At 65.8% G+C, this 24,056-nt stretch carries 23 protein-coding genes, 1 pseudogene and 2 riboswitches; of the genes and pseudogenes, 19 read left to right on the top strand and 5 right to left on the bottom strand.

Translation table 11 applies throughout. The features are described 5' to 3' along the window. Positions 1-79: 79 nt before the first annotated feature. The 4 genes from gcvH to QO058_RS22985 form a co-directional block, all read right to left on the bottom strand. Positions 80-454: a glycine cleavage system protein GcvH gene (gene gcvH, locus QO058_RS23000; RefSeq protein WP_284168539.1), complete on the bottom strand. Its 375-nt coding sequence runs from the start codon at positions 452-454 to the stop codon at positions 80-82. 29 nt (positions 455-483) lie between these two features. Then, positions 484-1,632 (bottom strand): glycine cleavage system aminomethyltransferase GcvT, encoded by a 1,149-nt coding sequence (gene gcvT, locus QO058_RS22995; protein ID WP_284168538.1) that lies wholly within the window; start codon positions 1,630-1,632, stop codon positions 484-486. Positions 1,633-1,689: 57 nt separating this feature from the next. Then, a riboswitch (glycine riboswitch) is annotated at positions 1,690-1,788 on the bottom strand. A gap of 4 nt (positions 1,789-1,792) precedes the next feature. After that, a riboswitch (glycine riboswitch) is annotated at positions 1,793-1,892 on the bottom strand. Between the two features lie 76 nt (positions 1,893-1,968). Continuing rightward, a complete protein-coding gene (locus QO058_RS22990; RefSeq protein WP_284168537.1) occupies positions 1,969-2,586 on the bottom strand; it encodes a hypothetical protein in 618 nt (205 codons plus the stop codon). After that, positions 2,583-3,092 (bottom strand): invasion associated locus B family protein, encoded by a 510-nt coding sequence (locus QO058_RS22985; protein ID WP_284168535.1) that lies wholly within the window; start codon positions 3,090-3,092, stop codon positions 2,583-2,585. Before QO058_RS22985 ends, QO058_RS22990 begins: the two co-directional genes overlap by 4 nt. Before the next feature lie 367 nt (positions 3,093-3,459). Between QO058_RS22985 and coxB the strand changes: the two genes are divergently transcribed. From coxB to QO058_RS22925, 12 genes are all read left to right on the top strand, one after another. Next, on the top strand, positions 3,460-4,341 hold the full coding sequence (gene coxB / locus QO058_RS22980) for a cytochrome c oxidase subunit II (protein WP_432211972.1): 882 nt from the start codon (positions 3,460-3,462) through the stop codon (positions 4,339-4,341). Between the two features lie 57 nt (positions 4,342-4,398). Next, positions 4,399-6,033 (top strand): cytochrome c oxidase subunit I, encoded by a 1,635-nt coding sequence (gene ctaD, locus QO058_RS22975; RefSeq protein ID WP_284168534.1) that lies wholly within the window; start codon positions 4,399-4,401, stop codon positions 6,031-6,033. A 131-nt stretch (positions 6,034-6,164) separates the two neighbouring features. Then, positions 6,165-7,121 carry a heme o synthase gene (locus tag QO058_RS22970; protein WP_284168533.1) on the top strand — a complete coding sequence of 319 codons (957 nt, stop codon included), beginning with the start codon at positions 6,165-6,167 and terminating at the stop codon, positions 7,119-7,121. Next, on the top strand, positions 7,118-7,294 hold the full coding sequence (locus tag QO058_RS22965) for a hypothetical protein (protein WP_164547522.1): 177 nt from the start codon (positions 7,118-7,120) through the stop codon (positions 7,292-7,294). Before QO058_RS22970 ends, QO058_RS22965 begins: the two co-directional genes overlap by 4 nt. Before the next feature lie 4 nt (positions 7,295-7,298). Further along, positions 7,299-7,877, top strand: coding sequence for a cytochrome c oxidase assembly protein (locus tag QO058_RS22960; protein ID WP_284168532.1), 579 nt, complete (start codon positions 7,299-7,301; stop codon positions 7,875-7,877). Positions 7,878-7,926: 49 nt separating this feature from the next. Then, complete coding sequence (locus tag QO058_RS22955; protein ID WP_284168531.1) at positions 7,927-8,784, top strand: cytochrome c oxidase subunit 3; 858 nt, start codon at positions 7,927-7,929, stop codon at positions 8,782-8,784. A gap of 76 nt (positions 8,785-8,860) precedes the next feature. After that, positions 8,861-9,235 carry a DUF983 domain-containing protein gene (locus QO058_RS22950; protein WP_284168530.1) on the top strand — a complete coding sequence of 125 codons (375 nt, stop codon included), beginning with the start codon at positions 8,861-8,863 and terminating at the stop codon, positions 9,233-9,235. Next, positions 9,232-9,981, top strand: coding sequence for an SURF1 family protein (locus QO058_RS22945; protein WP_284168529.1), 750 nt, complete (start codon positions 9,232-9,234; stop codon positions 9,979-9,981). Before QO058_RS22950 ends, QO058_RS22945 begins: the two co-directional genes overlap by 4 nt. A 69-nt stretch (positions 9,982-10,050) precedes the next feature. Next, entirely contained in the window at positions 10,051-11,466 is a 1,416-nt protein-coding gene (thrC, locus tag QO058_RS22940) for a threonine synthase (protein WP_284168528.1), read from the top strand. Then, complete coding sequence (locus QO058_RS22935) at positions 11,463-12,815, top strand: M16 family metallopeptidase (RefSeq protein WP_284168527.1); 1,353 nt, start codon at positions 11,463-11,465, stop codon at positions 12,813-12,815. Before thrC ends, QO058_RS22935 begins: the two co-directional genes overlap by 4 nt. A 5-nt stretch (positions 12,816-12,820) precedes the next feature. Next, the gene (locus QO058_RS22930) at positions 12,821-13,432 is read left to right on the top strand and encodes a GNAT family N-acetyltransferase (protein ID WP_284168526.1); all 612 of its coding nucleotides are present in this window, start codon (positions 12,821-12,823) and stop codon (positions 13,430-13,432) included. A gap of 137 nt (positions 13,433-13,569) precedes the next feature. Continuing rightward, positions 13,570-16,422: an EAL domain-containing protein gene (locus tag QO058_RS22925; RefSeq protein WP_284168525.1), complete on the top strand. Its 2,853-nt coding sequence runs from the start codon at positions 13,570-13,572 to the stop codon at positions 16,420-16,422. Between the two features lie 120 nt (positions 16,423-16,542). Here the strand turns inward: QO058_RS22925 and QO058_RS22920 are convergent, their stop codons facing one another. Continuing rightward, positions 16,543-17,163, bottom strand: coding sequence for a YqgE/AlgH family protein (locus QO058_RS22920; protein ID WP_284168524.1), 621 nt, complete (start codon positions 17,161-17,163; stop codon positions 16,543-16,545). A 316-nt stretch (positions 17,164-17,479) separates the two neighbouring features. Here QO058_RS22920 and QO058_RS22915 point away from each other — a divergent pair, with 316 nt between their 5' ends. The 7 genes and pseudogenes from QO058_RS22915 (at position 17,480) to QO058_RS22885 (ending at position 23,941) form a co-directional block, all read left to right on the top strand. Continuing rightward, entirely contained in the window at positions 17,480-18,211 is a 732-nt protein-coding gene (locus tag QO058_RS22915) for a protein-disulfide reductase DsbD domain-containing protein (protein ID WP_284168523.1), read from the top strand. A gap of 43 nt (positions 18,212-18,254) precedes the next feature. Continuing rightward, positions 18,255-18,740 (top strand): peroxiredoxin, encoded by a 486-nt coding sequence (locus QO058_RS22910; protein ID WP_284168522.1) that lies wholly within the window; start codon positions 18,255-18,257, stop codon positions 18,738-18,740. A 224-nt stretch (positions 18,741-18,964) separates the two neighbouring features. Then, positions 18,965-19,414: a GNAT family N-acetyltransferase gene (locus tag QO058_RS22905; RefSeq protein WP_284168521.1), complete on the top strand. Its 450-nt coding sequence runs from the start codon at positions 18,965-18,967 to the stop codon at positions 19,412-19,414. A gap of 184 nt (positions 19,415-19,598) precedes the next feature. After that, a complete protein-coding gene (locus tag QO058_RS22900; RefSeq protein ID WP_284168520.1) occupies positions 19,599-20,621 on the top strand; it encodes an LLM class flavin-dependent oxidoreductase in 1,023 nt (340 codons plus the stop codon). Positions 20,622-20,946: 325 nt separating this feature from the next. Beyond that, positions 20,947-22,206 carry a type I restriction enzyme HsdR N-terminal domain-containing protein gene (locus QO058_RS22895; protein ID WP_284168519.1) on the top strand — a complete coding sequence of 420 codons (1,260 nt, stop codon included), beginning with the start codon at positions 20,947-20,949 and terminating at the stop codon, positions 22,204-22,206. Continuing rightward, positions 22,149-22,951: pseudogene (locus QO058_RS22890) on the top strand (Eco57I restriction-modification methylase domain-containing protein); the annotation flags it as partial. The gene QO058_RS22895 and the pseudogene QO058_RS22890, both read left to right, overlap by 58 nt. 84 nt (positions 22,952-23,035) lie before the next feature. Next, on the top strand, positions 23,036-23,941 hold the full coding sequence (locus tag QO058_RS22885) for a TaqI-like C-terminal specificity domain-containing protein (protein WP_432212079.1): 906 nt from the start codon (positions 23,036-23,038) through the stop codon (positions 23,939-23,941). The last annotated feature ends 115 nt before the right edge of the window (positions 23,942-24,056 follow it).

Here is a 24,056-nt window from a genome sequence, read left to right as displayed (position 1 = left end):
TCGACCCGCGCCGCTTCATTCCAAAGCGTCGTGGTCATGGGTTCCGGGCTCGGCCTCCGGCCGCCCCGGAATGACGGTTTCAGAGCGTCTTGACGTAGTCCTGGTACTCGGCCTCGCTCAGCAAGCCGTCGAGCTCGCCCGTGTTCGTGAGCTTGATCTTGACGAACCAGCCCTTGCCGGCCGGGTCCTCGTTGACCGTGCCGGGCGCGGCTTCGAGCTCGCTGTTGACAGCGACGACCTCGCCGGAGACCGGCGCATAGACCTCGGAGGCCGCCTTGACGCTCTCGACCACGGCGGCCTCACCGCCCTTGGTCAGCGCCTTGCCGACCGAAGGCAGCTCGACGAAGACGACGTCGCCGAGCTGGCCCTGGGCGTAGTCGGTGATGCCGACCGTGCCGGTGTCACCGTCGATGCGGATGTATTCGTGGTCCTTGGTATAGCGGGTCTCGGCCATGGGTTTCCTCCGGCGAAAAGGGGTGAAGCTCAGCGCTTGTAGCGGTTGGGGACGAAGGGCATCGCGGCGACGGTTGCCGCCAGCGGCTTGCCGCGCACAATCAGGTCGAGCTTCGTGCCGGGAGCGGCATGCTCCCTGGCGACGTAGCCCATGGCGCAGGGGCCGTTCAGGGTCGGGCCGAAGCCGCCCGAGGTGACCTTGCCGACGATCGTGCCGTCGGCGGTCGCGATATCCGCGCCTTCGCGCGCCGGTGCCCGGCCCTCCGGCAGCAGGCCGACGCGGACGCGGGCCGGCTTCTCGGCGAATTCGCGCTGGATGCGGGCCGCTCCGGGAAAGCCGCCCTCCTCGCGCCGGCGCTTCTGGATCGACCAGTTGAGCGCCGCCTCGACGGGCGAGGTCGCGGTGTCGATGTCATGGCCATAAAGGCACAAGCCGGCTTCGAGGCGCAGCGAATCGCGGGCGCCAAGGCCGATCGGCTTGACCTTGGGATCGAGCAGGAGCGCATCCCAGATCTCGCCGATGCGATCGGCGGCAGCGGAAATCTCGTAGCCGTCCTCGCCGGTATAGCCGGAACGGCTGACATTGGCCTTGACCCCGCCGAGCTTCAGCGTGCGCAGGGTCATGAAACCCATCTCAGCAGCTTCGGGATTGAGCGCCGCCAGCACCTCTTCAGCCTTCGGCCCCTGCAGGGCGATCAGGCCGCGATGCTCGGCCTTGACCAGCTTCACATTGGCCGGCAGGCGCGCCTCGATATGGGCGTAGTCGGCGGTCTTGCAGGCGGCGTTGACGATGAGCAGCAGCGCGCCGTCCTCGTCCGGATCGGCCGAGCGCGTCACCATCAGATCGTCGAGGATGCCGCCTTCCTCGTTCAGCAGCTGCGAGTAGCGCTGCTTGCCGGGCGGCAGGTTGACGATGTCGGCCGGGATCAGCGCCTCGAGCGCGCGGGCCGTGGTCTCGTGATCGGGGCCGACGAGGAAGGCCTGGCCCATATGCGAGACGTCGAACAGGCCGGCGTTCTCGCGCGTCCAGTTGTGCTCGGCCATGATGCCGGCAGGATACTGCACCGGCATGTCGTAACCCGCGAACGGCACCATGCGCGCGCCCGCCGCGACGTGGCGGGCATGGAACGGCGTCTTGAGCAGCGGTTCGGTGCTTGCAGTCTCGGCTTCGGCAGCCATGGCATCCCTTCCAGAGTCGAGCGCGAACCCCGGACGGAATCGTCCGGAGCGCGCCCCCTCTGTCTCGGGACCTGAGAGATTTCCCCGTCCGGCCGAAGCCTTGGGCGAGTTACCCCCGTCGGTGGGCGAGCCTCGAAGGCCCGCCACTTTCCAGAGCGCCAATTCCCACGCGGTCCGTTTGCCTGAGCGTTTCCGGGGCGGTTGCGCCTTCGGCGCCGGGTCCGGACAAGTCCGGCTCCGGTCTCTCCCGCGGGGATGATGCGGCTGAGCCAGCAATAGACGAGCGAGGAGCCGAGTCAATCGGCCCCTCTGCCTCAGTTGACGGCAGTGTGCCGCTTACCTGCGCCGACGCCGCGCCGGTTCCCCGCCGCCGGTGTTCAACCCGACGATGATCTCGACCTCGCCGGAGCCGGCGGGGACGACAATGTTGCCCTCGACATGCGAGAAGTCGGCGCCGGTCTGGCCGGAAGGGATCGCCCCGCCGACACGGGCGCTACGGCGCGCAATGACCTGGTTGTTGCGCAGCACCTGGGTGACCAATGTCGCGCCGTAGCTGCCGGCGCCGCCGGCGGGGCCAATCAGGATGCGCCCCTCGACGCCGACCTTGAGGGTGAAGCCGCCATCCTTGTTCGCCTGGGTGCACTCGCGCGCAGTGGTGGTGATCGAGACCTGGCTGCGCAGGCTGCCGCTGTCCTGGCCCGACTGGGCGCGGATCGCGGCGCCGCCATCGGCGATGATCACCGAGGGGCAAACGAAGTTGACCTCATCGTCGGTCGGCAGCTGATCGGCTGCCGGCGGCGTGGTCGACTGGAACATGAGGATATTGCCGAGCTTCTGCGTGGCGCTGGGCTCCCCGGTGCTCGACGAACCGGAAGACCCGCAGCCGGCGAGCGCGAGCGCCAGGCCGGCGGGCAGAATGAACCGGCCGAAGCGGCCAGCAAAGCGATCAATCACGGCAAAGCCTCCACGCCGGGGCCGAATCCGTTGAGCGAAACCGGAATACCGACCCCTTCCTCCGGTGTCTGAAACACGATGAATGTGGCGCTCTTACCAGTCTTGAGCTGACCGAGCAGGGTATCGTCCATCACCACCTCGGCGACACAGCCGGTCGTCAGGCAGCGCACGAAGCCGGCGCGACCGATATCCTTGTCGTCGATCTTGAGACCGAGGCCGGAAGGGAGCAGCACGCCGAGCGGAGCGACCACCCGCAGCAGACGGCTCTTCTGGTCAGCCGTCTTCAGCACGATCACCAGGAGGGTGAGGTTCGGCCGATCCTCGGCCGCGACATTCTGCACGAGCGCGCATTGCTCGGCCTTGGCGCCGGGCGGGGTCTCGCAGCGCATCTGCCAATCGCCGTGAGTGGAGCGCACCGCACCCTGCGCGTGAGCAGGCGCAGCCGAAAGCCAACTGCAGCCCAGGACGGCAAGCGCCGCGGCCACGGGACCGATAGATGAGCGCATCGCTGTCCTCCTCTCCTTGCGGGCGCTGGGAATGCAAGCAGACCCACGCCGAACGGCACCCCCGCCATGCGAGAATGCGTTCCGACCATGCGTCCCGATTCCTGTCAAGGCGAAGCATCATAAGCACCCGCGCGGCCGACTCGACGCCGATAGCGTCGACCGGCTGCCCGCCGCTCATGCATGTGTCGCGTACTTATGCCGCACGGACTGCGTCACGGCCTGTCATTGTCCCACTGGCGCAAGCGTGATCTTTGATTTATCGCAATGCCGAACAACCGGGATAGCCAGACGTGGCCGTCCCGGTGCGCGCCTGTCTTAAAGCTGACGAAGGCGGATCGCGCGGCATCAAAGGAGCTATGTCGGACCGATGCGATTTGTGACCACTCCTCTCAGGAACGCGCTGGCGGCCCTCGCTGCAGCTCTGGTAGCGTTTTCGCCGGCCGTCGCATCGGCCCAGAACGGCATGCCGCAGCCCTGGGAGCTGAATCTCCAGCCGGCCAATTCCGAGGTGATGACGTTCATTCACTGGTTCCATGACTGGGTGAACGTCCTCATCTTCATCATTACGCTCTTCGTGCTGGGCCTGCTGGTCTATGTCGCCTGGCGCTTCAACGAGAAGGCCAACCCGGTTCCCTCGAAGACGACGCACCACGCGCTGCTCGAAGTGGCCTGGACGATCATTCCGGTGCTGATCCTGGTCGTGATCGCCATCCCCTCCTTCCGCCTGCTCAAGCTGCAGCTCGAGATTCCGCAAGCCGACATGACCGTGAAGGTCACCGGCAAGCAGTGGTACTGGTCCTACGAGTACCCGCAGGAAGGCGGCAGCTTCGGCTTCGATTCGCTGATGCTCGACGAGAAGCAGCGCGCCGAGGCGATCCAGTCCAAGAAGATCGCCGAATCCGAGGCGCCACGCCTGCTTGCCGTCGACAACGAGGCGGTCGTTCCGGTCGGCAAGATCGTGCGCGTGCAGGTCACCGGCGCCGATGTCATCCACAAGTTCGCGCTGCCGGCCTTCGGCCTGAAGATCGACGCCATCCCGGGCCGCCTGAACGAAACCTGGTTCAAGGCCGACCGCGAAGGCATTTTCTACGGCCAGTGCTCGTTCATCTGCGGCCAGAACCACGCCTTCATGCCGATCGCCATCCGCGTCGTCAGCCAGGAGCGCTACACGGCCTGGCTCGCGGAAGCGAAGCAGAAATTCGCCAATGCGGCCGACGCCGCCAGCAAGGTCGCCGAAGCGGCCCGCTGAACCCGACACTCTTGAAAGAACTCACGCGAACCGTATTCGCAGGAGGAGACGAATTTCATGGCTACCGCGGCTCCCCACGCCCACGGGCATGACGACGCCCACGCCCACGAGCACCACACCCCCACGGGTTGGCGGCGCTGGCTGCTCTCGACCAACCACAAGGACATCGGCACGCTCTATCTGATCTTCTCGATCATCGCGGGCCTGATCGGCGGCTTCCTGTCGATCATGATGCGGATCGAGTTGCAGCAGCCGGGCCTGCAGATCTTCGCCAATGGCCAGAGCTACAACGTCTTCGTCACCGGCCACGGCCTGATCATGATCTTCTTCATGGTCATGCCGGCCTTGATCGGCGGCTTCGGCAACTGGTTCGTGCCGCTGATGATCGGTGCGCCGGACATGGCCTTCCCGCGCATGAACAACATCTCGTTCTGGCTCACGGTCGCGGGCCTAATCCTGCTGCTGATCTCGATGTTCGTCGAGGGCGCCCCCGGCGCACACGGCGTCGGCACCGGCTGGACGATCTATCCGCCGTTCTCATCGACAGGCCATCCCGGCCCGTCGGTCGATTTCGGCATCCTGGCGCTGCACCTTGCCGGCGCAGCCTCGATCCTGGGCGCGATCAACTTCATCACCACGATCCTGAACATGCGCGCGCCCGGCATGACCATGCACAAGATGCCGCTGTTCGCCTGGGGCGTGCTGGTCACCGCCTTCCTGCTGCTGCTGGCGCTGCCGGTTCTCGCCGGCGCGATCACCATGCTGCTGACCGACCGCAATTTCGGCACGACCTTCTATGATCCGTCCGGCGGCGGCGACCCGGTGCTCTACCAGCACCTGTTCTGGTTCTTCGGCCACCCCGAAGTCTACATCATGATCCTGCCGGCCTTCGGCATCATCAGCCACATCATCTCGACCTTCTCGAAGAAGCCGATTTTCGGCTATCTCGGCATGGCCTACGCCATGGTCGCGATCGGCGTCGTCGGCTTCATCGTCTGGGCCCACCACATGTACACGGTCGGCCTGTCGCTCAACACGCAGCGCTACTTCGTCTTCGCGACGATGGTTATCGCGGTGCCGACGGGCGTGAAGATCTTCTCCTGGATCGCGACGATGTGGGGCGGGTCCTTGCGCTTCACCGCGCCGATGCTCTGGGCGATCGGCTTCATCTTCCTGTTCACCGTCGGTGGTGTCACCGGCGTGGTGCTGGCCAATGCCGGCCTCGACCGCTCGCTGCATGCGACCTACTACGTGGTGGCGCATTTCCACTACGTGCTGTCGCTCGGCGCCGTGTTCGGCATCTTCGCGGGCTTCTATTACTGGTTCCCGAAGATGAGCGGCTACGTCATCCCGGACTGGGTCGGCCGCCTGCACTTCTGGGTCGCCTTCATCGGCGCGAACCTGCTGTTCTTCCCGCAGCACTTCCTCGGGCTGTCCGGCATGCCGCGGCACTATGTCGACTATCCCGACGCCTTCGCCGGCTGGCATTTCTGGTCGTCGATCGGCTCGTACATCTTCGCCGCCGGCCTGCTGATCTGGCTCTACGGCATCGTCGTCGCCTTCACGAAGAAGGAGCTCGCCGGCAACAATCCGTGGGGCGAAGGCGCGACCACGCTGGAGTGGACCCTCTCCTCACCGCCGCCCTTCCACCAGTTCGAGACGCTGCCGCGCATCACCGGCTCGGACCACTGAACCAACCGGCGGCGGGCTTCTCGCCCGCTGCCGCCCCTCCCCCGAGCGCCTGGTTCGAGGCGTTCCGGAGACGGGCGGATCCCGCAAACGATGCCCTCGGGCATCACGAATGTTGAAGCGAACGAATTTCGATGTCTGCTGCCTTCGATCAGATCACCCAGGCTGACGACGGAGTCTCGCTGAGTTCCACCGGCGAGGCGCGCGACTTCTTTGAGCTGCTCAAGCCGCGCGTGATGTTCCTCGTGATCGTGACGGCGCTCGGCGGCATGGTCGCGGCGCCGGGTGCGGTCAATCCGGTCATCGGCTTTGCCGCCCTGCTGGCGATCTCGGTCGGCGCCGGCGCCTCGGGCTGCCTCAACATGTGGTGGGATGCCGACATCGACGCGGTGATGACGCGCACTGCCAATCGGCCTATCCCCGCCGGCCGTATCCTGCCGTCCGAGGCGCTCGCCTTCGGGCTGACCCTCTCGATCGGCTCCGTGCTGGTCCTCGGCCTCGTCGCCAATCTGCTCTCGGCGGCGATGCTCGCCTTCACAATCTTCTTCTATGTCGTCGTCTACTCGATGTGGCTGAAGCGGGCGACGCCGCAGAACATCGTGATCGGCGGCGCCGCCGGCGCCTTCCCGCCGATGATCGGTGAGGCGGTCGTCACGGGCGATTTCGGCATGACCTCGATCGTCCTGTTCGCGATCATCTTCCTGTGGACGCCGCCGCATTTCTGGGCGCTGGCGCTGGTCAAGTCGGCGGATTACGCCCGCGCCGGCATCCCGATGCTGCCTAACGTCGCCGGCCCGGCCGCGACGCGTCGCCAGATCGTCGCCTATACGCTGGTGCTGGCCCCAGTCGCGGTGCTGCCGGCGCTGATGGGCTTCGGCGGGCTGATCTATCTCGTCGTCTCGGTGGTGACCGGGCTCGCCATGATCGGGCTGTCGCTGCGAGTGCTGCGGGTCACGCAGGGCGAAGCGGCCAACAAGGCGGCCTATGCCCTGTTCGGTTTCTCGATCCTCTATCTCTTCCTGCTCTTTGCTGTGCTGCTGGCCGAGAACGGCCTCGGCCTGATGTGGGCCCTGCCCAAGGTGCTGGGATGAGCGAGGGCCCGCAGGACAAGAAGCAGCCGCCGGCGCCGTTCTCGCCGGAGGACATGGCCCGGCGCAATCGCCGCTCGATCGCGCTCGCGCTCGTGCTCGGCGGGCTCGTGCTGTTCTTCTTCATCGTGACGCTGGCCAAGACCGGGCCGGCGATCCTCAACCGCCCGCTGTGACGCGATGACGGCCGCCTCCCGAAACCGCCGCACCGTCCTCGCCTGCAGCGCCGCCGTGCTCGCCATGACCGGGCTCTCCTTCGCCGCCGTGCCGCTCTACAACCTGTTCTGCAAGGTGACCGGCTTTGCCGGCACGCCAATGGTCGGCACCGCCGCCACCGGCAAGACCAGCGAGCGGATCGTCTCGGTCGCCTTCGACGCCAATGTCGCGCCGGCGCTGGGCTGGCGCTTCGAGGCGGAGAAGACGGAGATCAAGGCGCAGGTCGGCGTGACGCAGACGGTGTTCTACAAGATCACCAACACCTCATCGCGGCCGATGACCGGCATCGCGACCTACAATGTCCAGCCGAACCAGTCGGGCGCCTATTTCGTCAAGATCCAGTGCTTCTGCTTCACCGAGACGACGCTGCAGCCGGGCGAGACCCTGGAAGCGCCAGTGGTGTTCTACATCGATCCCGAGATCGAGCTGAACCGCGAGCTCGCCAGCCTGAAATCGATCACCCTGTCCTACACCTATTTCCCGTCGAAGAACGGGCAGCCGGTGGCGGAAAGCAAGGGTGACGGCAACCAACCGAAACTATAAAGCTGCGTTGACGCGCTGCGCTTCTATCGGACGTGGAGAGTTGAACACGATGGCCGGGGCCCATACCAAGAACCACGACTACCACCTCGTCGATCCGAGCCCGTGGCCGATCGTCGGCGCCGCCAGCGCGACCACGATGGCGATCGGCGCCGTGATGTGGATGAAGTCGCTGCCGGTCGCCGGCATGAATATCGGCCCGCTGGTCTTCGGCGTCGGCCTGCTCGGCGTGCTCTACACCATGCTCGCCTGGTGGATGGACGTGACCCGCGAGGCCGAGCGCGAGGGTCATCACACCCGCGTGGTGCAGCTGCATCACCGCTACGGCATGATGATGTTCATCGCCTCCGAGGTGATGTTCTTCGTCGCCTGGTTCTGGGCCTATTTCGACGCCAGCCTGTTCACCGGCGAGCACATCCAGTACGCCCGCGCCGAGTTCACCGGCGGGCATTGGCCGCCAAAGGGCATCGAGACTTTCGACCCCTGGCACCTGCCGCTGCTCAACACGCTGATCCTGCTGACCTCCGGCACAACCGTGACCTGGGCGCACTACGCCCTGATCCAGGGCGACCGGAAGGGCCTGAAGCAGGCCCTGTGGCTGACCGTGATCCTCGGCATCCTGTTCACGGCCTGCCAGGCTTACGAGTACTCGCACGCCGCTTTTGCCTTCAAGGGCAACATCTACGGCGCAACCTTCTTCATGGCGACCGGCTTCCACGGCTTCCACGTCATCATCGGCACGATCTTCCTGGCGATCTGCCTGTGGCGCGTCTATCTCGGCCACTTCAAGCCGGACCAGCATCTCGGCTTCGAGTTCGCCGCCTGGTACTGGCATTTCGTCGACGTGGTCTGGCTGTTCCTGTTCGCCTCGATCTACGTCTGGGGCTCCGGCGTACCGGCGGCGCACTGAGTTCCAGGCCGGAAGCGGCCGCGAACCTGAAAAAGGGGCGGCCGCAAGGCCGCCCTTTCCATTTGAGGAGGCTGTCATGGCCGAGTCGCAGATCACTCCGCCCTCCCCGTTCTCGACGGGACTGACCGGCCGCTGCCCACGCTGCGGCGAGGGCAAGCTGTTCGACGGCTACCTCAAGCTGAAGCCGCGCTGCGCCGCCTGCGGGCTGGACTTCGCCTTCGCCGATTCGGCCGACGGTCCGGCCGTCTTCATCATGCTGATCGCCGGTTTCTTCGTGCTCGGCCTCGCGCTCTATGTCGAGATCGCCTACACGCCGCCGATCTGGCTGCATCTTCTGCTCTGGCTGCCGCTGGCGCTCGTCACCTGCCTCGGATTGCTGCGGCCGATGAAGGGCCTGGCAGTCGCCTTGCAATACGCCAACAAGGCCGAGGAAGGCAGGCTGAAGAAGTGAGCGAACAGGCTTCTCCAGCCGCCCGGCCGAAGTTGCTGCTGCCGGCTGCGCTGACGGTCATCGGCGTCGGCGTGCTCTTTTACCTCGGCGCCTGGCAATGGCAGCGCATGGACGAGAAGCACGCCTTCATCACGCGGCTGGAGACCCAGGCCAAGGCAGCCCCAGTAGCGCTATCCGCCACCGGCGGCTGGCCGAAGCTCGACCTCAGCCGCGCCACGGCCAAGGGCAGCTATCTCGACGGCATCGCCGGCGTGCGCACCACCATCGCCGCCGGCCCGCCCGGCTCACGCCAGCTCTCCGGTTTTGGCCGCTGGGTCTTCCAGGGTTTTCGCCTGGATGATGGCATGACCATCCTGGTCAATCGCGGCTTCGTGCCGGAAAGCCGTTTCACGACGATCGTGCCGGCAAACGGGACCGCGACCATCACCGGCTATCTGCGCGCGCCGGAGGCTCGCAACAGCTTCACCCCGGCCGATCTGCCGCAGCAGCGCGAGTTCTACACGCGCGATCCCGTGGCCATCGCCGCGGCACTGGGCATCGGAACGATCGCGCCCTTCTATCTCGAAGCCGAGCGCCAGGGCGATGGGCTGACGCCGCCAGCCGGCGTCGATGTGAACGAGCTGATCGCCCGCATCCCCGACAACCATCTGCAATACGCGCTGACCTGGTGGGGGCTGGCGCTGACGCTGATTGGCGTGTTCGGCGCCTATGCCTGGCAGGCGCGGAGGCCGACGCAGGGCAGCTAGACTGCCTTTGGTTTTGCCCTCCCCCGCCAACGGGCCTATAGGATCAGCACGACATCAGAGACCATCATCGTGCTGCATATCTCGACCCGTGGCGAAGCTCCGTCGCTCTCCTTTGCCGACGCGCTGCTAGCCGGACTCGCCCGTGACGGCGGCCTCTATCTGCCGCAGACGCTGCCGCGCCTAAGCACGCAGGAGATCGCGGGCTTTGCCGGCAAACCCTACGCCGCCGTGGCGGAGCGTGTCGTCGGTGCGCTCGCCGATGGCGACGTCGCGGCCGATGCGCTCAAGACGATGATCGGCGAGGCCTATGCCAGCTTCCGTCATCCAGCGGTCTGCCCGCTCGTCCAGCTTGGCGACAATCTGTTCTCGCTCGAACTCTTCCATGGCCCGACGCTCGCCTTCAAGGACGTCGCGATGCAGCTGCTCGGGCGGCTGATGGACCATGTTCTGGCGCAGCGCGGCGAGCGCGCCACCATCGTCGGCGCGACCTCGGGCGACACCGGCAGCGCCGCGATCGACGCCTTCAAAGGGCTGGAACGGGTCGACGTCTTCATCCTCTATCCGGAAGGCCGCGTCTCCGACGTGCAGCGCCGGCAGATGACCACGGTCGAAGCCGACAATGTCCACGCCATCGCGGTCGAGGGCACTTTCGACGATTGCCAGAACCTGGTGAAGGCGCTGTTCAACCATCACGCCTTCCGCGACGAGATCCGGCTCTCCGGCGTCAACTCGATCAACTGGGCGCGGATCGCGGCGCAGGTCGTCTACTATTTCACCGCTGCGAGCGCGCTCGGCTCGCCGCACCGCCCGGTCTCTTTCGCGGTGCCGAGCGGCAATTTCGGCGACATCCTCGCCGGCTGGATCGCCAAGCAGATGGGGCTGCCGGTCGGGCGGCTGATGATCGCCACCAACAGCAACGACATCCTGGCGCGCACGCTTCAAACCGGCGTCTACGAGATGCGCGGCGTCGCGGCGACGACCTCGCCCTCGATGGACATCCAGATCTCCTCGAATTTCGAGCGACTGCTGTTCGAGGCGCATGGCCGCGACGGTGCCGCCGTGCGCCGGCTGATGCAGTCGCTGCAGCAGTCCGGCCGTTTCGAGATCGCGCCCGAGCCACTCGCCCGCATCCGCGCCGATTTTGACGCGGCCTCGCAGGAGGAGGCCTCGATCGCGGCCGAGATCGGCACGACCTGGCGCGAGGCCGGCTACCTGCTCGACCCGCACAGCGCGATCGGCGTCGCCGCCGCGCGCAAACTGCTCGCGAGCGACCCGGCGACGCCGGTGGTCGCGCTCGGCACCGCCCACCCCGCCAAGTTCCCGGCCGCGGTCGCGGCGGCGAGTGGCGTCACGCCCGCCTTGCCCGCACATCTGTCGGACCTGATGGAGCGCAAGGAGCGTTTCAGCGTGTTGCCGAACGACCAAAGCAAGCTCGAGCGCTTCGTCGCCGAGCGCACCCGCGCCGTGCGGAGCGCCGCAGCATGAAGGTGATCAAGACGTTGAAGGCGAAGACGGACAAGCCGAAGACCGTGAAACAGGGCGAGGCAGCCGGCCACGATCCGGCCGTCAGCCTGACGACGCTGCCATCCGGCCTGCGCATCGTCTCCGAGCGCATGGCTCATGCCTCGACCGTCTCGCTCGGCATCTGGATCGGCGCCGGCGCGCGCGACGAGCTGCCACATGAGCACGGCCTTGCCCATCTGCTCGAGCACATGGCGTTCAAGGGCACGGCCCGGCGCTCGGCCCTCCAGATCGCAGAGGAGATCGAGAGCGTCGGCGGCGATCTCAATGCCGCGACATCAGTCGAGTACACCTGCTACACCGCCCGCGTGCTCGGCCAGGATCTGCCTCTCGCGGTCGATATCCTCGCCGACATCCTGACCGCACCGGCGCTCAGCGAGGAGGAGCTGGCGCGCGAAAAGGGCGTGATCCTGCAGGAAATCGGCGCCGTCCAGGATACGCCGGACGATCTCGTCTATGACCGCTTCCTGCAGGCGGCCTTCCCGGAGCAGCCACTCGGCCGCCCGATTCTCGGCACCGCCGAAACGGTCAACAGCTTCACGCCCGACGCGATCCGCGCCTATCTCGGCCGGCACTACCATGCCGGCAACATGGTGCTGGCCGCAGCCGGCGCCGTCGACCATGACGAGCTCGTCGCGCTTGCTGAGACGGCTCTGGCATCCCTGCCGGCGCAGCCGAAGACCGGGCCCGGTGCACGCGCGCAGGCCAGCTATCATGGCGGCGAAGCCCGCATCGACGGCGACGAGGAGCAGGTCCATATCGTCCTCGGCTTCCCCGGCAAGCCGTTCACCAATGGCGCGCATTATCCGCTGCAGATTTTCTCGGCCGTGCTCGGCGGGGGGCTGTCTTCCCGCCTGTTCCAGGAGGTGCGCGAGCGCCGTGGCCTCGCCTATGCGATCGACGCCTTCCACTGGCCCTTCTCCGATTGCGGCGTCTTCGGCATCAGCGCCGGCACCGCGCCGGAGGATGTCGGCGAGTTGGTCGAGGTCGCGCTCGACTGCCTGAGCCAGGCGGCCCGCGATGTCAGCGAGGTCGAGGTCGCCCGTGCCCGGGCCCAGATGAAGGTCGGGCTTCTCGCCTCGCTCGAAAGCCCAGGCGGCAAGCTCGAGCAGATGGCGCGGCAGGTGCTCGTCTTCGGCCGGGCGATCCCGCGCGAGGAATTGGCGCGCCGGCTCGATGCAGTCAGCCTCGCCGATGTGCGTGCCGCCGGGCAGGCTCTGCTCGACGGCGTGGTCACCGTCGCGGCCGTGGGCCCGCTCGATGATCTCGCCCCGGTGGCCGCCCTGCGCGCCATGCTGGCGCGGGCCGCCTGACGGCGATGGCACTCTTCCGCTTCGCCACCGACCCACCGGCGCGGCCGCTGATCAGGACGCAGAACTTGATCATGCGCGCCCCGCTCGCCGGCGATTATTCGGCCTGGGCGAGCCTGCGGATGCAGAGCCGCGACTTCCTGACCCCGTGGGAGCCCGTCTGGAGCGAGGACGACCTGACCCGCACCTCCTTTCGCCTGCGCGTCAAGCGCGCCGCCCGCGAGATCGCGTCCGACGAGGCCTACTCGCTGTTCATTCTCGATTCTCATTCGGAAACCCTGCTGGGCGGGCTGACGATCGGCCTGGTCCGGCGCGGCGTCGCGCAGGCCTGCACGCTCGGCTACTGGATGGGCCAGCGCCATGCCGGCAAGGGCCATATGACCGAAGCGGTGCGCGGCGCGCTCGACTTCGCCTTCTCCGAGCTGGCTTTGCACCGGGTCGAAGCGGCCTGCCTGCCGAACAACGAGCCGTCGCGCCGGCTTCTGGAGCGTGTCGGCTTCACACGCGAAGGCGAGGCCCGCGGCTATCTCAGGATCAACGGGGTCTGGGCCGACCACCTGCTCTATGGCCTGCTCTCCTCGGAGCCGCGCCTCACTTCCGCAACTGGCCGCAAGTTGTGAACAGGCCGGCATTGCCTTGCCCTCGCCACGTCGCGCCGATACCACTGACCGTCACGCCTGAAGAGCCTCCCGCAGAGTCCACCTTGTCATCGCCATATCGCTTTTTCCGGTCCGGCATCGCCGTTTGCGGCCTTCTCATGCTGGTGCTGCTCGCGCTGCTGCGCCCGGCGCTGGCGGTCGAGGCACAGCGCGTGCCGCTCGACGTACCGGTGCTCGACCTGACCGATGTGGTCGAGCGCAATAAATCCGACGGCGACGTCATCCAGATCTCGACTGCGCCTGGTGCCGACGGCATCGTCCGGCGCATCGCCGTCAGGGCGCGCGAATCCGGGGCGCGGCCGGACTGGATCGTCTTCGCACTGACCAATGATTCCGACGAGCAGATCGACCGCCTGCTGGTCGCCCCGTTCCACCGCCTGATCGGTTCCGGCGTCGTCTGGCCCGATCTCGGCGACCGCCGCATCGAGGCGATCACCGCGAGCCAGGGCCTGCGGCCCGAGCGCGAGGAAGCGCCCGACGCCGACATCTTCCAGATCACGCTCGATCCCGGCACCACCGTCACCTTCGTGGCGGAGCTGAAATCGCCCAACCTGCCGCAGCTCTATCTGTTCGAGCCGGAAGCCTATCGCCAGAAGACCAATGGGCTGACGCTCTACAAGGGCATCATCATCGGCATCGCCGGCCTGCTCGCGCTGTTCCTGACCATCATCTTCGTGGTCAAGGGCGCGGTGATCTTCCCGGCCGCGGCGGCGCTGGCCTGGGCGGTGCTGGCCTATGCCGGGCTCGATTTCGGCTTCTTCCAGCGCATCTTCCCGCTGACCCCCGCGATCGAGCGAATCTATCGCGCCGGCGCCGAAGTGGTGCTGGCGGCGACGCTGCTCGTCTTCCTCTTCGCCTATCTCAACCTGTCGCGCTGGCATGTGCGCTACAGCCACATCACCTTCATCTGGATCCTCGGTCTCGCCGGGCTGGTCGGCCTGGCGGTCTTCGACGCGCCGATGGCGTCCGGCATCGCCCGTATCTCGATAGCGGCCGTCGCGGCGATCGGCTTCGTGCTGATCCTGCACCTCGCCACCCATGGCTATGAGCGGGCGGTGATGCTGATCCCGACCTGGTTCCTGCTGCTGGTCTGGGTAACGGCGGCCGGCTTCACGGTGGTCGGCCAGGTTACCCGCGATCTCGTGCCGCCCGCCCTGATCGGCGGCCTCATCCTGATCGTCCTGCTGATCGGCTTCACCGTGGTGCAGCACGCCTTCGCCGGCGGCACGCTGGGTCAGGGGCTGGTCTCCGACACCGAGCGGCAAGCCCTGGCGCTCTCTGGCTCCGGCGATCTCGTCTTCGACTGGGACGTCTCCGCCGACAAGATCTTCGTCTCGCCGCAGACCGAGACGTTGCTCGGCCTGTCCAAGGGTGCGCTCGAAGGCTCGGCCGCACGCTGGCTCGAACACATGCACGTCGCCGATCGCGATCGCTACCGGGTCTCGCTCGATGCGGTGATCGAGCAGCGTCGCGGCAAGCTGAATCTCGATTTCCGTCTGCGCGCCGCGAGCGGCGCCTATCACTGGTTCAGCCTGAAGGCCCGGCCGGTCGTCGGCTCGGATGGCGAGGTCATGCGCGTCATCGGCACGCTCTCGGATGTCACCGAGCAGCGCACGGCGCAGGAGCGCATGCTGCACGACGCCGTGCACGACAACCTGACCGGCCTGCCCAACCGCGAACTATTCCAGGACCGGCTTACCGCGGTGTTCGGCTTCAGCCGCGCCGACGACGCCATCCGCCCGACCGTGATCGTGATCGACATCGACCGCTTCAAGCAGGTCAATGAATCCGTCGGCTTCTCGGCCGGCGATTCGATCCTGCTGACGCTGGCGCGCCGCCTCGGCCGGCTGCTCAGGACGCAGGACACGCTGGCGCGGATCGGCGGCGACATCTTCGCGATGATCCTCGTCTCGGAGAACGATCCAGAGCGCGTACTGGCACTCGCCGAACTGATCCGCCGCGCCGTCTCGACGCCGATCACCTTCGCCGAGCGCGAGATCGTGCTGACTCCGTCGATCGGGCTCGCGCTCTTCGACGGAACGCCGACGGCCCGCAAGGACGATGCGCTGAAGAACGCCGAGCTCGCCATGGCGCATGCCAAGAACCAGGGCGGCAACCTGGTCGAGGTCTTCGTCCCGGCGATGCGCAGCGATCGCAACGACCGCCTCGCGCTCGAAAGTGACCTGCGCCGGGCGATCGAGCGTGGCGAGATCCAGGTCATGTACCAGCCGATCGTCAGGCTGGAGGACCGGACCATCGCCGGCTTCGAGGCGTTGATGCGCTGGGACCATCCGCGCGAGGGCCGGCTGCTGCCGCAGGACTTCCTCGCGATCGCCGAGGAGAGCGGGCTGATCGTCGATCTCGGCGTCTATGTGATGGATCGCACAGCGCGCGAGCTCGCCGCCTGGCAGGCCGCGCTCGAGGTCGACCCGCCGATCTTCGCCAGCGTCAACGTCTCCAGCCGTCAGCTGCTGCGCCACGACCTGCTGCGGGACGTCAAAGCGGTGCTGGCGCGCCGGCGCGTGCTGCCCGGCACGCTCAAGCTCGAGATCACCGAGAGCCTGGTGATGGAGAACCCGGAATATGCGGCGCAGATGCTCTCGCGCATCCGCGATCTCGGCGCCGGCTTGTCGCTCGACGATTTCGGTACCGGCTATTCCTCGCTGTCCTATCTGCAGCGCTTCCCCTTCGACACCATCAAGATCGACCAGAGCTTCGTGCGCCAGATGGGCAACGGCAAGCCGCCGGTGATCCTGCGCTCGATCGTCCAGCTCGCCGGCGACCTGCAGATGGACGTCGTCGCCGAGGGTGCCGAAACCGAATCGGACGCGATCGAGCTCTATCAGCTCGGCTGCCAGTACGCGCAGGGCTACACCTTCGGCCAGCCGATGACGGCGGCGGAGGCGCGGCGGCTGGTGGGGGCGTCGAGCTCGACGTTCGAGGCGGCTTGAGCACCAAGCGTCATTCTCGGGCGAAGCGAAGCGCAGACCCAAGAATCTCGTGACAAGCAGGCTCCGGTTGGAGCCTCTTCCGGCCTGAGATGCTCGAGCCGAGCCCGAGCATGACGCTCTTCAGGCGTGCCCGGCGTCTTTCGACAGGAAGGCCGGGTCGATGCCGAGCTTGCCGAGCGCGCGGGTGTATTTGGTGTCGAGCGCATCGTCGAAGAGCAGCGCCTGGTCGGCCGGGCAATGCAGCCAGCCATTGGACTGGATTTCGGATTCGAGCTGCCCGGCCCCCCAGCCGGCATAGCCGAGCGCCAGAACCGCACTCTCCGGCCCGGTGCCGACAGCGATGGCGCGCAGGATGTCGAGCGTCGCAGTCAGGCAGATGCCGTCATCGATCGGCAGCGTTGCCGATTCCAGGAAGAAGTCGGCGCTGTGCAGGACGAAGCCCCGCTTGGTCTCGACCGGCCCACCGCGCAGGACCTTCACCTTCTCGGCCTGGCTCGGCAGGCGAATCGCCTGGTCGGGCGGGATCACGTCGAGCTGGACGAGCAGCTCGGGAAAGCGCGTATCGGGGGCGGGCTTGTTGACGATGATGCCCATCGCGCCATCCTCGGAGTGGGCGCAGAGATAGACGACGCTGCGGGCGAAGCGCTGATCGCTCATGCCCGGCATGGCGATCAGGCATTGCCCGTCGAGATAGCTGCGTCCGCTGACGCGCTGGTTCGAGCCGAGATTCATGTTCGCCATGGTAGAGCATGTTGGTCTGATGTGGGAATCACTTTGGCTCGGTAGCGATCCCCGCCTTCCGGCGTAGCGCGAACGTGCCCTGAAACGCCCCGATCGTACTCGCCGTAATGCTGGCGCAAAACTGGCGATGCTTGAACATGTCCCGATACGGGATCACAGCATCGGTATCATCCTCGCAAAGTTGGACGGGATCGCCTAAATCAAGCGCGTGAAAACGGTCACAGCCCTCACTCTCCTGGCCGCGCTTGCGCTCGGCGCGCCGGCTTCCGCGCAGGAAGGCGCGGCTTCGCCATGGTCCAAGGCCGCATATTCGTCAGTGCGCCTGATCGCGGGCGCGACCGCGCCTTCGGGCAAGCAGCGCATCGGCGTCGAGATCACGATGTCGCCTGGCTTCAAGACCTATTGGCGCAGCCCCGGCGACGCCGGCGTACCACCGATCTTCGACTGGAGCGGATCTGAGAATGTCGGCGGGCTCGATGTCCGCTGGCCGACCCCCGAGCGCTTCGAGGACGGCGCCGGCTCCGGCATCGGCTATGTCGGCCAGGTGGTAGTGCCGGTCTCGGTCCAGCCGATCGACCCGGCGCGCCCGGTCACGGTCGTGCTGAAGCTCGACTATGCAGTCTGCGACAAGATCTGCGTGCCCGCCAAGGGCGAGGCGCGCCTGTGGCTCGAGCCGGGCGTCACGTCGGTGGCCTCGCCGCGGCTGGAGCAGTTCGAAGCAATGATCCCGCATGCGATCAAGGTCGGCGAGGCCAGCGATCGCCTTTCGATCCTGGAGGTCACGCATAGCGACGCCGCGGTGAAGCTGCTGCTGAAGGCGCCCGAGGGCGGTTCGGTGGAGGATGTCTTCGTCGAGGGCGCCGGGATGTGGTCGTTCGGCCGGCCTATACTGACGCAGCAGCCCGACGGCACGGTCGCCGCAAAACTCAAGATCGTCGAGCGCCCGAAGGGGGCGACCGGTCCGACGCCGCTGATCATCACCGTGCGCGGAAAACCGCAGGCGGTGGAGACGCGGCTCGAACTCGACATCGGCAACGCGAAGCCGTAACCCTGCGCCCGGGCGGCGCGACGCCGCAGCAGGAGACATGGCGATGGCGATCAAGGTCGGTGACAAGCTTCCGCAGGCGACGTTTCGCGTGATGACGGCCGACGGGCCGGCCGCCAAGACCACGGACGACCTGTTCAAGGGCCGCAAGATCGTGCTCTTCGCAGTGCCGGGCGCCTTCACGCCGACCTGCCACAAAAACCATCTGCCCGGCTTTGTGAACAAGGCGGCCGAGATCAAGGCCAAGGGCGTCGAAGAGATCTTCGTCACCGGCGTCAACGACGTCTTCGTCATGGATGCCTGGTCGAAGGCAACCGGCGGCGTCGGCGTGATCACCTTCCTCTCCGACGGCAATGCCGACTTCGCCAAGGAGATCGGCCTGTCGATGGACGGCTCGGGCTTCGGCCTCGGCACCCGCTCGCAGCGCTATTCGATGATCGTCGAGGACGGCGTCGTGACCACACTCAATGTCGAGGACGCGCCGGGCAAGGCCGACCTCTCCGGCGCCGAGGCGCTGCTGAGCCAGCTCTGAGCCGAGCCCGTCATTCTCGGACGAAGCGCAGCGTAGATCCGAGAATCTCATGACGAGAAGGCGCTTGCTGGCGCCTCCTCCGGCCTGCGATGCTCGGGTCAAGCCCGAGCATGACGCCGAGCCAATCCCAGCACCGAATCCGATCGATCCGATCTGCGCTTGTCATGAGACAGCGCCGAAGACCGCCGCTAGCCTCCCCGCAACAGCGAGGAGACGCCAAGCCCATGTCAGAGATCAGCATCCGTCCGCTCGTGGCGAGCGACCGCGCCGCCTGGGAACCGCTCTGGCTGGGCTACATCACCTTCTACAAATCGTCGCTGACGCCGGAGACGACGGACACCACCTTCACGCGATTGACGAACGGCCAGGAGCCAATGGGCGGCTTCATCGCCGAGCGCGACGGCAAGGCGCTCGGCATCGTCAACTACGTTCTGCACCGCACGACCTGGAGCCAGAACGAGATCTGCTACCTGCAGGACCTGTTCACCAGCGAGGAGGCGCGCGGCCACGGCGTCGGCCGCAAGCTGATCGAGGCTGTCAGGCAGATGGCCGAGGCGAAAGGCCTCTTCCGCGTCTACTGGCAGACGCATGAGAGCAACCTGCAGGCGCAGGAACTCTACGACAAGGTCGCGCAGAAATCGGGCTTCATCGTCTATCGCCAGTCGCTGGGCTGAACCGGCGCGCCGTACTGCTCCCGCCAAGCTTGCATCGCGACATTGGCGTCCGTGCATGAACGCCAGGGCAATGTCGTGGATGCCGCCTATATGAGGAACACATACGCCCGACGGCAGCGGCCGCCCGGGCGTTTTCCTGTCGCGGAACAGCTCCGCGCTCGCGGTCATTCACAGGCGCAGCACCATGAAGAAGATCGGCTTCCTGTCCTTCGGGCACTGGTCGCCCTCGCCGCAGTCGCAGACGCGCTCGGCAGGCGACACGCTGCTGCAGTCGATCGAGCTTGCCGTTGCGGCCGAAGAACTGGGGGCTGACGGCGCCTATTTCAGGGTGCACCACTTTGCCCGGCAGCTCGCCTCGCCCTTCCCGTTGCTGGCTGCGGTCGGCGTCCGGACCAGCCGCATCGAGATCGGCACCGCCGTGATCGACATGCGCTATGAGAACCCGCTCTACATGGCGGAGGACGCTGGCTCGGCCGACCTCATCGCCCGCGGGCGCCTGCAGCTCGGCATCAGCCGCGGCTCGCCAGAGCAGGTCATCGATGGCTGGCGCCATTTCGGCTACCAGCCGGCTGAGGGGCAGAGCGATGCCGACATGGCGCGCCGCCACACCGAGGTCTTCCTCGACATGCTGCGCGGCGAGGGCTTCGCGCGTCCCAATCCGCGCCCGATGTTTCCCAACCCGCCCGGCCTGCTGCGGCTGGAGCCGCATTCGGAGGGCCTGCGCGAACGCATCTGGTGGGGCGCCTCCTCCGACGCCACCGCCGTCTGGGCGGCGAAGGCCGGCATGAACCTGCAGAGCTCGACGCTGAAGACCGACGAGAGCGGCGAGCCCTTCCACATCCAGCAGGCCAAGCAGATCCGCCTCTATAGGCAGGCCTGGAAGGAGGCCGGCCATGCGCGCGAACCGCGCGTCTCGGTCAGCCGCAGCATCTTCGCCCTGGTCGACGACCGCGACCGCGCCTATTTCGGCCATGGCAACCAAGGCGACGATTCGATCGGCTACATCGACGACAACACGCGCGCGATCTTCGGGCGCAGCTACGCAGCCGAACCCGACAAGCTCATCGACGAGCTGGCCAGGGACGAGGCGATCGCCGAGGCGGACACGCTGTTGCTGACGGTGCCGAACCAGCTCGGGGTCGACTACAACGCCCATGTCATCGAGGCGATCCTGAAGCATGTCGCGCCCGGGCTCGGCTGGCGCTGAGGGCGCGGCGCTTTGGCGTCGGAGAGAACGGGATACCGGTCTGATGGTTCCGCTTTCGACCCATTTCGGACCTGTCGAAGCGTGGCCGTGAAGGGCGAAAATGGCCCATTGAAAGGCCCTCTGGACGTCTTGCTTTTGGGTAGTCTGTTTCGCGCGCTGGCCTACAGGCAAATTGGCTTACGAGATGGGGGCTCTGAAAGAGAAAGGTCGGTCCACGGTCTACGGCGTGATCCGGGCAACGCAGTCGGCACCGGAGACCTTGTTCGACGACGAGGGCTAATCCTGCGATCCGCCGGCGCCTCGAATAACAGTTCGGACGGCACACGTGAAAACACCAATTTATGCAGCATCCTCCTCGCCACTCATTGACGCTCCCGTATACGATCGCGACAGTCAGTCGCCATGGGAGAAGCAGTTGCCCGCGCCAAAAGAGCTATCAGATCTCGTTGCACGCTATGCCGCGAACCGCGACGACTTCAGGAAGAACGCCTTTAACGAGACGCAAGCTCGCATCGAGCTGATCGATCCGCTGTTCAAGCTTATTGGTTGGGACATGGCTAACTTGAAGGGTTATTCCGACGAGTACAAGGAGGTGCTCCACGAGGATCGCGTCCGCGTCGAAGGCAAGTCCAAGGCGCCGGACTACGCGTTCCGCATCGGCGGCATCCGCAAGTTCCAGCTCGAAGCCAAAAAGCCTTCGGTCAATATCGCCAACGATGGCGCGGCCGCCTTCCAGATCCGGCGCTACGCTTGGAGCGCGAAGCTCAGCCTCTGCGTCCTGACGAACTTCGAGAACCTCGCGATCTACGATGCGGCCGCCAAGCCGGCAAACACGGACTCCGCGAAGAAGGCTCGCGCAAAGTTCTACGGCTACGCGGACTACGAGACGAAATGGGGCGAAATTTGCGAGCTGCTCTCTCCGGACGGGATCCAGAAGGGAAATTTTGGCAAGTTCGCCGCCGGAGCCGGGACACGGCGCGGCACCACCACGATCGACAACGAGTTCCTCGAAGATATCGAGTCCTGGAGAAGCGCACTCGCAATCGACATCGCGTCGAAAAACCGCGGGCTCGACATCCGCGCTCTCAACCAGGCCGTCCAGGTCCTGATCGACCGCATCGTGTTCCTCCGTATCGCCGAGGATCGCGGCATCGAGAAGTATGGGCGGCTGAAGGACGCCGCCTCGAAGGCGCATATCTACAAGCGCCTTGTCGAATCTTTCATGGACGCCGATCGCCGATACAACTCCGGCCTGTTCCACCTCATCAAGCAGCATGCGAAGGACAGCGAAGTCGACGAGGTCGCTCCGGCCCTCAAGATCTCGGACGGGGTGCTCAAGCCGATCATAGACGGCCTGTACTATCCGGACAGTCCCTACGAGTTCTCGGAAATGCCGGCCGACGTCCTCGGCCAAGTCTACGAACGCTTCCTCGGAAAGGTGATCACTCTTAAGGCGGGCGTCGCCGAAATCGAGGTGAAGCCAGAGGTTAAGAAGGCTCCGGCGGCGTCTTCTACACGCCGTCTTACATCGTCAGGTACCTCGTCAACGCTACCGTCGGCGCCGACCTCGCCGCCTCCCAGGTGACCGACATTTCCCGCAAGGGGAAGAGAGCCTCGGCGCCCTACCGCGTTGTCGATCCCGCATGCGGATCAGGTTCGTTCCTCATCGAAGTCTACCAGAAACTGTTGGACTGGTACCTCGCCCAATACGTCGCCGCCGAGAAGACCTACTCCAAGGGCAAGGATGCGACGATCTATAAGAGCGCGGGCAGCTGGAAGCTCAGGATCGCCGAGCGCAAGCGGATCCTGTTGGACCACGTCTACGGCGTAGACATCGACTCCCAGGCCGTCGAGGTAACGAAGCTCTCTCTTCTCTTGAAGGTGCTTGAGGGCGAGAACTCCGACGCGATCGCTAAGCAGATGGACCTCTTCAAGGACCGCGTGCTGCCGGATCTTGGCAACAACATCCAGTGCGGGAACTCCCTCATTGGGGACGAGTACAAGGCGCTCTATCCCGCCGATATGCTCGATCCCGAAACCCGCTACACCGTCAACACCTTCGATTGGAAGAGCCGGTTCCTGGACGCATTTAGGTCAGGCGGCTTCGACGCGGTCGTCGGTAATCCCCCTACTTCAGCATCGACAAGACCTGGGGCGCCGGCGACCACAAGACGAGCGCCCTAAAGTCCATCTATCCGAAGATCCATACCGACAAGACGGACATCTACTACTACTTCCTGGCAAAGGGCGTGGAGATCACGCAGGGCATTGTCGGATTCATCGTCTCTCGGGCGTTCCTCGAGGCGGTAAAGGCCGAGAAGGTCCGGTCGTACCTGTCGGCGAACTCGGGCGTCGTCGAGATCTTCGACTTCCAGAACTTCCCCGTCTTCGACGGTGTCGGTATCGCGACCGCGATGGTCCTCCTTTCCAAGAGGGATCGGCCGAGACAGACACGAGTCGTCAAGGTTTCGGGATCGATCGCGCCGATAGACCAGACGGAGAAGTTCCTGGCCGACAGCGACAAGCTGGCCCGCTTCGCCGTTCCCCGCACGAGTCTCTCCTCGACACCTTGGAGGTTATCAAACACGGACATCTCCGCCGTGTTCGCCCGGATCGACAAGGCCGGCCAACCGCTCTCCCGCCTGTGCAAGCTCGGACAGGGAATGCAGACCGGACTGAACTCTGTCTTCGGCGGAAAGACGCGGGCCGCCATCCACGCCATGGGCGCTCTGCCTGCCCAAGTCCGCCATCGCGTGCGGAACACGGACATCCAGCGCTTCCACATCCTCGATCGCGACGAGCTAATGCTCTACCTTGAGGATGTTCCGAAGTTTTCGTCGCTGCCGGCCGGCGTGAGGCGGTACCTCGAGAGCGAGCGGGATGAACTCGAGAAGCGGGCCGCCTTCATACGGGGGAACTGCGAGTGGTGGAGATGGACCTGGCCGCTGCAGAAGGAGCTGTACGGCGGCCCCCGGATTGTCTGCCCCTATCTCGCCAAAGAGAACCGGTTCGCGATCGACGAGGACTTCAGCTTCGTCGGGCTGACGGACACGACCGTGATTTTCCCGACCAACCAGAAGGAGGACCTCAAGTACATCTGCGCGGTCCTGAACGCTCGGCTCCTGAACCTCCGCTTCAAGGGCATCGGGAAGCTCAAGAGCAACGGCATTCGGGAGTATTTCGACAATGCCGTCAGCCAGATGCCCATCCGAAGGATCAACTGGAAGCAGCTTAGGGACGTCGAGATCCATGATCGGATCGTCGAGCTTTACGACACACTCGCTGACGCTCAGTTTGCGAGCTGTACGGCTTCAGAGTGAAAGAGCTAACCGATGCCGAGAACGTCTTTGCTTGACCAGCCGGATTTCCACGTAAATCGCCCAATTAGTGTTGGAATCGCAGCCAGTCGCCGAAGCGCGAGATCCCGTTGTCGTC

The organism is Bosea vestrisii (genome assembly GCF_030144325.1).
In the GTDB taxonomy this organism is placed as follows: domain Bacteria; phylum Pseudomonadota; class Alphaproteobacteria; order Rhizobiales; family Beijerinckiaceae; genus Allobosea; species Allobosea vestrisii_A.
This window is presented reverse-complemented; position numbering and strand designations above follow the sequence as displayed.